The organism is Stenotrophomonas sp. HMWF003 (genome assembly GCF_003061285.1).
Lineage (GTDB): Bacteria > Pseudomonadota > Gammaproteobacteria > Xanthomonadales > Xanthomonadaceae > Stenotrophomonas > Stenotrophomonas maltophilia_AP.
In genome coordinates, this window is the sequence record NZ_QAIW01000453.1 from 1 (window position 1) to 376 (window position 376).

At 75.3% G+C, this 376-nt stretch carries 1 pseudogene; it reads left to right on the forward strand.

Features of this window, described 5'->3' with window-relative positions:
- Positions 1 to 213, forward strand: a pseudogene (locus tag DBR34_RS21580) (hypothetical protein); the annotation flags it as partial.
- Positions 214 to 376 lie beyond the last annotated feature (163 nt).

Below are 376 nucleotides of genomic sequence, written 5' to 3' on the forward strand. Positions count from 1 at the left end.
GACCCGGACTTCCCCCGGCAGCTGCTGCACCTGGTGCGCCCCGTTGCCCCGCCGCAGTGGGTTGCCGCCAGCGCGCACGCACCCGTGCGCGGTGCCCGCGCGCCCACGCCGCAACCACGCGACCTCGCGCCGTGGCTGCTCGGATTGATCGTGCTGCTGTTCGCGCTTGAACGCTGGCTGGCCACGTCGCCCCGGCGCGGGGGGACGGCATGATCGCCGCCCTGCAGCAGCGCTGGCGGCAGGCCCGCCGACGTCGGTGGTGGTCAACGCTGCTGCTGGCGTTGCCGCTCGCGTTGGGCGCCACGGCCGTGGCGTTGCGCCTGGGCGGATTCGACATCGCCACGGGGGTGCTGCTGGTGGCGTTGCTGGCCGGTGC